The following is a 7,338-nucleotide window of genomic DNA, read 5'->3' as shown; positions in this document are numbered from 1 at the left end:
CCTCGACGACCTCCGCTCGACGATCATCAAGATGGGCGTCGCGCTCGTCACGGCGATGGTGCTGTCGTTCTGCGGCCGGTCGTATCTCTTTGCGGTGATCCAGCATCCGCTTCACGTGATCGACGCCAAGGCGTTCGATAACCTGCAGTCGCTGGGAGTCGTCGATTCGTTTTCGATCTCGCTCGAGCTGTCGTTCTACGCCGGTCTCGTGCTTTCGTTTCCTTTCCTTCTCTATTTTCTCGCGGAGTTCATTCTGCCCGCGCTCACCGAGAACGAGCGCAAACACATCTGGCCGGCGGCGGGGATGGGATTCGGCCTGTTCCTGGTCGGCGTCATCTTTGCCTACGCCGTGGTCCTGCCGCAGACGCTCGCGTTCTTTTACAGTGACGCGCAGTCGCTGGGCTGGAAGCCGACGTGGACCGTGCGGGAATATTACTCGTTTACGACGCAGTTCATCATCGCTTTTGGGCTCGCGTTCGAGCTGCCCGTGGTCGTGCTGTTGCTCGTGAAAATGGGGATCGTCGACGTTGCGATGCTCAAGCGCGTGCGTCCGCAGGCGTTCATCATCGTGATGATCTTTGCCGCCGTGCTCACGCCGACGACCGACATGGTGACAATGCTGCTGATGGGCGTGCCGATGTATTTCCTCTACGAGCTCTGCATCGTGATTGCCGCGATCACCCAGCGGCGGCAGAACGCGGTGATCGAGCTTCCGCGCTGAGCCTAGCGTCGGAGGCCGGCGAGGACCTCGCACGTGCGGTCGGTCGCGCCGCGATGCGAGGCGATGACCTGTTGCCCCTTCGTGACGATTTTTTCCCGTGCGGGAGCATCTTCGAGCAGGGAGGTCAGCGCCGAAACGAGGGCGGCTTCGTCCGGCACCTGCACGGCGCCCCCGGCGAGGACAAGGCCGTGAACGAGGATGGCGAAGTTCTGCATGTGCGGGCCGAAGACGACCGGGCGGCCGGCGACAAGCGGCTCGGCGGGGTTCTGGCCGCCCTTCGCAAGGAAGCTCTTTCCGACGACGACGACGGTCGCGCAGGCATACCAATCGCGGAGTTCGCCGGTGGTGTCGACGAGGAGAACGTCGGGGGAATCCTGGATCTTGAATTCCGGATTCCGGATCTCGGAGCGGCTGACGACGTTCATCCCGAGCGCTTCGAGGTCGGCGCGGACTTCCGCGGCGCGCTCCGCATGGCGGGGCACGGAGACGAAGACGAGGGTGGGGAGCTCTTGCTTGAGCGTCTGATAGACGCGACCGAGGAGGGCTTCCTCGCCCTTGTGGGTGCTGGCGCCGAGGAGGACCGGCGCGCCCGCGGGGATGCCGAGGCCGGCGAGAATCGGGAGGAAGTCGCGGGGCTCGCGGGCGGAGCCGGAGGCGTCGTCGAACTTGATGCTGCCGGTGTGAACGATGCGGGAGCGATTCACGCCGAGGCTTTCCCAGCGGGCGACATCCTCGGGTTCCTGCACGCAGATGGCATCGAGCTGATTGAAGATTGGGCCGGTGAACGCGCGAAAGGTGCGGAAACGGGATTCCGAGCGCGGCGAGAGGCGGGCGTTCACGAGGGCGATCGGGATGCGCCGGGCGCGGGCCTGGGCGACGAGGTTCGGCCAGACTTCCGCCTCGACGAGGATGATCTGATCCGGCCGGACGAGGTTGAGTGCGCGACGCGTGAAGAGGAAGAAGTCGAGAGGGTTGTAGATCGGCTCGAGCCAGTCGCTGCGCTGCTCGTTCGCGACGGCAAAGCCGGTGGAGGTCGTGGTGGAGAGGACGAAGCAGCGGTCGGGCTCGCGTTCCCGCATGCGGCGAATGAGCTTCATCGCGATGAGGACTTCGCCGACGCTGACGGCGTGCACCCAGGTGCGGCCGCCCTTGCGGAAACGGACGCGCACCCGGCCGGAGTAGATCGCAAAGCGCTGGCCGAACTTGTGGCGGTATTTGCCGCGCTGAACCATTCGCCGGATCAGCCACGGCAGCATCACGACGAGCGCAATGGGATAGGCGAGGTTGTAGAAGAAACGCAGCACCCTCATGCGGCGAGGAGGTAATGGACGCCGGACTCGCCGTAGGTGCGCGAGCGCAGGAGGCGCCAGGGGGTGCCGTCGAGGGGCGGGAGCTTCTCGGTCGAGAGGGTTTCGAGCACGAAGGTCCCGTGCGGGGAAAGGCTGGCCGCGAGTTCCGTCGAGGCAAGGAGCGGGCCGACGAAATCGGTGTCTTCGGGGGACTTGCGGTAGGGCGGATCGGCGAAGACGAGGTCGTAGGCGTCGGGATGCGCGTAGGTCTTGAGGAAGCGCTGGGCGTCCATCGTCTGCACGCTGGCGGAGGTGAGCCGGCATTTGCGCAGGTTGCGCAGCACGCAATCGACGGCCTGGCGGTCGGTATCGACGAAGACGACGGACTCCGCGCCGCGGCTGAGAGCTTCCAGCCCAATCGCGCCGGACCCGCAGAAGAGGTCGAGCACGCGGGCGCCGGGCACGGCGTCGCCGAGGCTGGAGAAGATCGCGGCGCGGACCTTGTCCATCGTCGGTCGGGCGACGCGCTCGGGAACGGAAAGCGGGATGCCACCCGCGGTGCCGGAGATCACGCGCATGGGGCTAGTTACTGGAGGCGGACGGCGTGGCTTCGCTCGAGGGAGAGTCGGCCGGCTGGGCCTTGGGCATGCGGAAAAAGCCCTTCAGGAGGCCGCCCATGTTGCCGAGCTTGATGCCGGTAATTTTTTCGACGAGGTCGGTTTTCGGACGATCGAGACGGCCGGTGACGGAGAAGGCGACCTGCTTGTAGCCGGCGTCCTCGGACGGGGTGAAATTGTCGCCGAGCAGGCCGCCGAGCTGCTGCTGGATCTTTTCGTTGAGGAGGAGGCGGCCGGCGAGGTTCAGCTTGCCGTCGAAGCGGATGGGACCCTTGCCGGTGATGATGACGTTGTCGGTCTTGAAGGTAAGGTCGTTGATGAAGACGCGCTGGTCGCGAATCTCGAAGCGAAGGGCGGCGAGCTGGAGGTGAAGCATTTGCAGCTCGTCGATGCGCAGGATCATGCCGATCTGCTGGATGAAGTCGGGTGGGCGCAGTTGCGCGGAGTCGAGGGAGAATCCGCCCTTGCCACCGAGCGAAGCGGCGTCGAGCGGATTGCCGCCGAGTTCGAAATGGCCGAGCAGGGTGCCGGTGGTGCCAATTTCGTTGCCATGGGCCTCGGCGATGAGGGTGGGGATCGAGACCTGCTCGACCTCGGTCTTCAGGCGAAAATCGGGCCGGCCCTTGCGCGGGGCGACGATGTGCAGCTCGGCTCGCACCTTGCCGCCGGCGATGGCGCATTTGATCTCGGTAACGGTGAGGCGATCTTCCTCCTGCACGAAGTGGGCGCGGAGGCGATTCGGGTAAATCTGCGCGCCGATCTCCATCTTGTCGATCCAGAGGTCGCCCTCGACACGATGATTCTCATAGATCTTCCCATCGATGATCACACCCTCGACGCGGCCGAGCATCAGGCCCTTCCGGTCGATGATGTCGACCGTGCCGCCATTGATGTGAAATTCCCGCAACTCGACGATGAAGGGAGCGGGAGTCGGCGACGCGGGTGCAACCGGGCCGGTGGCTGAGGGCTCGACGGGGCCGGTGACCGCGGGCTCGACGGGGCGGACGGGCTTTTCGGCGCCGGGCGGGCGGGCCGGCTTCGCGGGCTTCGGCGGCATGAGCACCCATTTGCGATCCTCGTTCTGGCGCAAGGAAAGATGCGGATCCGAGAGACTCACGCTCGTGATGATGAACTTCCGGCCCAGCAGCGGAAGGAATTCGAACTGAACGGAAAACTTCGGGGCGTCGACGAGCGTGGCGCCGGCGATGGAGGGATCGGGCAGCGAGAGACCGGAGAGCGTGAGTCCGCTCCAGGGCGTGTAGAGCGTGCGTTTGACGGTGACCGGCATGCCGAGCGCCTGCTCGGTCGCGAGGCGGATTCGCTGCTGCACATCGCCGGATTGAAGGTAGAGATTGATGCCGACCAAAACCAGTAGCAGCACGGCCGCAAGGCCCGCGATGACGGCTAGAATGATCTTGGCAAATCGTTTCACGCGGGCAACCTACGCGTCCCTGCCTGAATGTGAATAAGATTCTCGTCATCCTGAATCCTGCCGCCCGGGGCGAGCGCGCTCGCGGCCTGCGAGAGAAAATCTCGGCCCTTTCCAGCCGGATCGTTGTGCGGGAGACCCGTCGCGCGGGCGATGCCGAGGCCCTGGCAGAGCGGGCCGTGCAGCAGGGGTATCACACCGTGGTAGCGGCGGGGGGCGATGGCACCGTGAACGAAGTGGTGAACGGGATCGGCGAGGCGGACGTGACGTTCGGCGTGCTTCCGGTGGGGACGATGAACGTCTTTGCGCTGGAGTTGGGGATCGACGGCAAGGACCTCGGCCGTGCCTGGGAGGTGATCGAACGGGGCGAGGTGCGCGAGATCGATCTGCCGATGGCCAACGAGGAATATTTTGTGCAGCTTGCGGGCGTGGGCCTCGATGCCGAGGTCGTGCGGCAGACGACGCCGGATTTCAAGAAGGCGCTCGGCCCGATGAGCTACGTGCTCTCGCTGGCGCAGGTGGCGGCCCAGAAACCTCCCAAGCTCGTCGTGAGCGACGCCCGCGGCAAGCGCCACCACGGGAGCTTCGTGCTCGTGGGGAACGGCCGGTATTACGGCGGGCCGCTGGTCCTTTTTCGGGATGCGGAGCTGGATGACGGCCTGCTCGACGTCGTCGTGTTCAAGAACCAGAGCCATTGGGACCTGATGCGCTACGTGCAGGCGGTGCTTTTCCGAAATCATCACGAACTGCCGGACGTGGAGTATTTCCAGACCGAGCGCGTGCATGTGACCGCGGATGGCGAGGTGCCAGTGGAGATCGACGGAGAGATTTCGGGCTTCGCGCCGTTCACCTTCGGGTTTGCCGAGAAGAAGCTGCGCGTGCTGGCGCCGCCACGGGTGGACAAGGGGAAACGTCGCTCGTAGGATCGCGGAATCATGGATCGAGATCGCCCGCCGAGCGGAAGTCCGGCGACCCGCATCATCCTGCTGGCGAATATCGCGATCTTTGGGCTGCAATGGCTCGCCGGGCCGCGCTGGCTGCCCGTGCGGGAGGCCTTCGCGCTGTCGCGCGGAGGGCTGGAGACGGGCGCGGTGTGGCAGCTCGTCACGTATCAATTCCTTCACGCGAACGAGCTTCACATCCTCGTGAACATGCTCGGGCTCTGGTTTGCCGGCCGCGAACTCGAGCGCGCGGTGGGAACGCGAAAATTCGTCGCGCTTTATCTCGGGGGCGGAGTGTTTGCGGGGCTCGTGCAGATGGTCTTCGGAACGGGCGAGGGTCCGCTCATCGGCGCGTCGGGCTCCGTGTGTGCGGTGATTTTGGCGCTCACGACGATGTTCCCGAGCCTCGAGGTGATGGCGCTCCTGTTTTTTGTGCTGCCGCTGCGAATGCGGGCGCGCACGCTGGGCATTCTGGCCGTGGTGGCCTCGGTGATTTTCTGGCTCTCGGGCCTGCAACCGGGAGTCGGGCACCTCGCGCACCTCGGGGGATTTGCCGCGGGATGGGTGTTCGGCCTCGTGAATCGCAGGCGCCTTGGTGACGGCGGAGGCTTCGAATGGCCGCGCTGGCCGGGTGAAATCGCGTCGACGCGCAGCGTTTCCCATCTGCGGCCGGTTCCCTCGATGGGCGAGATCATGGCGAAGGTCCAGCGGGAGGGCATCGACCGCCTCACGGGCGAAGAGCGTCGGATTCTCGCGGAGTCACGGCAGCGCCGGCGTCGCTGAGGGGGCTGGCGTCGCCGCTGGCCGCAGGCGGTAGAGCTTCAGGCGAGGCTGGAGGTATTGCAGCGTGCCGGGCGGGCATTCGAAGATCAATTCGCCCTCGGCAAAGAGCTGGCGGTAGAATTCGCGGCGGCGGTTGAAATCCGCCGCGCCGGCGTCGGTGGCTCGCAGGGCCTTTGCGTCGAAGCGGCCATAGTCCCCCTCGGCGACGGCCACGTATTCCACGTGCCAGGCGCGGAGCTGGTCGATGGTGCCCTGGTCGGCGGCGAAGAGCTTGCCCCATAATTCGTAGGGCAGGCCGAGGGCGTCGAGGTCCACGCGCTTGTCCTGGACGATGACGGTGCCGGGCGCGACATGAGCGCGGAGGTATTCGGCCATGGCGGCGCGGCCCTCGTGGCGGAAGCCGCGGTAGTAATCGAGGAAGGTTGGCAGCTGGACGAGGATGGCGGCGGCGAGCAGGGCGGGCGCCAGCGTGGCGGGGAGGGGGCGGTCATTCCAGCGGAAGCGGCGGAGCTGGGCGAGCCCGAGGCTGGCGAGCACGAGCAGGAACGCGGAGTCCGGCAGGAAGTAGCGATGGTGCGTTTTCGGCGAGAACGAGAGCATCAGCGCGAAGGCGATCGGGAAGATCGCGAGCGCCCATTCCGCGGCGGTGGCGGCGCGGCGACGCAGCCAGAGCGAGGCGTAATACGCGACGAGGAGGAGGCCGACGATGGGCAGCCAGCGGATGGGCATGACGGCGTCGAGAAAGACCTTCCAATAGACGCCGTGTGGCACGGAGCGGGTGATGCCCTTGTGGCCGACGACGACGAAATCGACCTCGCGGGTGAAGCCGTCCGCGAAGAGGTGGGGATGGAGCAGGATCGGAATGTTGGCGGCGACGAGCACGAGGACGCAGCCGAGCAGCAGGAGCGCCAGGGCGCGGCCGAATCCGAAGGCCTGGCGGTGTTGCCAGAGCACGAAGAGGGCGAATGGCGCGACGGCGGCACCGACGTATTTGCCCGAGATGGCCAGGCCGAGACCGGCGCCCAGCAGCAGGGCGCGGGACCAGCCGGGGGCGCGGTCGTAGAGCGCGAGGGCGAGGAAGAAGGCGCTGACACCGAAGAGGAGCGCGGGATCTTCCTTGAAATAGTGGGCGAGTTCGAAGAGCTCGTGATTGATCAGGAGCAGGGCGCCGGCGGCGAAAGCGGCGAAGGGACCGGCGAGCAGCGCGGCGAGAAGCACGAGCAGGAACACGGCGCCGCTGGTGAAGAGGGCGGAAACCCATCGCCCGGCCACGGTGACGGCCTGGATTTCCAAGGGCGTGCCGGCGAGGCGGGTGAGAACCGTCGTGCCCGTGAGCATGAGCATCGGGTGATGAAAGTTGTAGGCGTCCTTCTTCCCGGCGGCCTGATTGAGAATCTGCCGGGCTTTCGAGGGCTCGTCCGGATGGTAGGTGGCCGGGAAGCGGTTCGCCTGCGTGTAAGTGAACAGCGCAGCCAGGGCGAACAGCGCGGCGAGGAGAAACGCCCGCCAGTCGAACCGAGGGACGAGAGGCGAGGGGGTGAGAGAAAGGCGGTTCATT

Annotated in this window: 7 protein-coding genes; 3 read left to right on the top strand and 4 right to left on the bottom strand. The window is 65.9% G+C overall.

Annotation, left to right across the window (positions count from 1 at the left end; all coding sequences use genetic code 11):
• On the top strand, nt 1-721 hold a 721-nt coding region (gene tatC / locus VIM61_13245), incomplete at its 5' end, for a twin-arginine translocase subunit TatC (protein HEY8901371.1).
• Nucleotides 722-723: 2 nt separating this feature from the next.
• Here tatC and VIM61_13240 read toward each other — a convergent pair.
• The 3 genes from VIM61_13240 to VIM61_13230 are packed head-to-tail and all read right to left on the bottom strand — an operon-like array spanning nt 724 to nt 4,059.
• Nucleotides 724-2,031 (bottom strand): 3-deoxy-D-manno-octulosonic acid transferase, encoded by a 1,308-nt coding sequence (locus tag VIM61_13240; GenBank protein HEY8901370.1) that lies wholly within the window; start codon nt 2,029-2,031, stop codon nt 724-726.
• Complete coding sequence (gene rsmD / locus VIM61_13235) at nt 2,028-2,588, bottom strand: 16S rRNA (guanine(966)-N(2))-methyltransferase RsmD (GenBank protein ID HEY8901369.1); 561 nt, start codon at nt 2,586-2,588, stop codon at nt 2,028-2,030. The genes VIM61_13240 and rsmD overlap by 4 nt, the downstream gene beginning before the upstream one ends.
• Before the next feature lie 4 nt (nt 2,589-2,592).
• A complete protein-coding gene (locus VIM61_13230; GenBank protein ID HEY8901368.1) occupies nt 2,593-4,059 on the bottom strand; it encodes an AsmA-like C-terminal region-containing protein in 1,467 nt (488 codons plus the stop codon).
• Nucleotides 4,060-4,088: 29 nt separating this feature from the next.
• Here VIM61_13230 and VIM61_13225 point away from each other — a divergent pair, with 29 nt between their 5' ends.
• Nucleotides 4,089-4,979, top strand: coding sequence for a diacylglycerol kinase family protein (locus tag VIM61_13225; protein HEY8901367.1), 891 nt, complete (start codon nt 4,089-4,091; stop codon nt 4,977-4,979).
• Nucleotides 4,980-4,991: 12 nt separating this feature from the next.
• Nucleotides 4,992-5,780: a rhomboid family intramembrane serine protease gene (locus tag VIM61_13220; GenBank protein HEY8901366.1), complete on the top strand. Its 789-nt coding sequence runs from the start codon at nt 4,992-4,994 to the stop codon at nt 5,778-5,780.
• Here the strand turns inward: VIM61_13220 and VIM61_13215 are convergent.
• Nucleotides 5,757-7,337: a phospholipid carrier-dependent glycosyltransferase gene (locus VIM61_13215; GenBank protein HEY8901365.1), complete on the bottom strand. Its 1,581-nt coding sequence runs from the start codon at nt 7,335-7,337 to the stop codon at nt 5,757-5,759. The two genes, VIM61_13220 and VIM61_13215, sit on opposite strands and share 24 nt — an antisense overlap.
• Nucleotide 7,338: the final 1 nt, after the last annotated feature.

This window comes from Chthoniobacterales bacterium (assembly GCA_036569045.1).
GTDB lineage: Bacteria > Verrucomicrobiota > Verrucomicrobiia > Chthoniobacterales > JAATET01 > JAATET01.
Note: the sequence above shows the minus strand (reverse complement) of the source record. Positions and strands in the feature narration are given on the sequence as shown.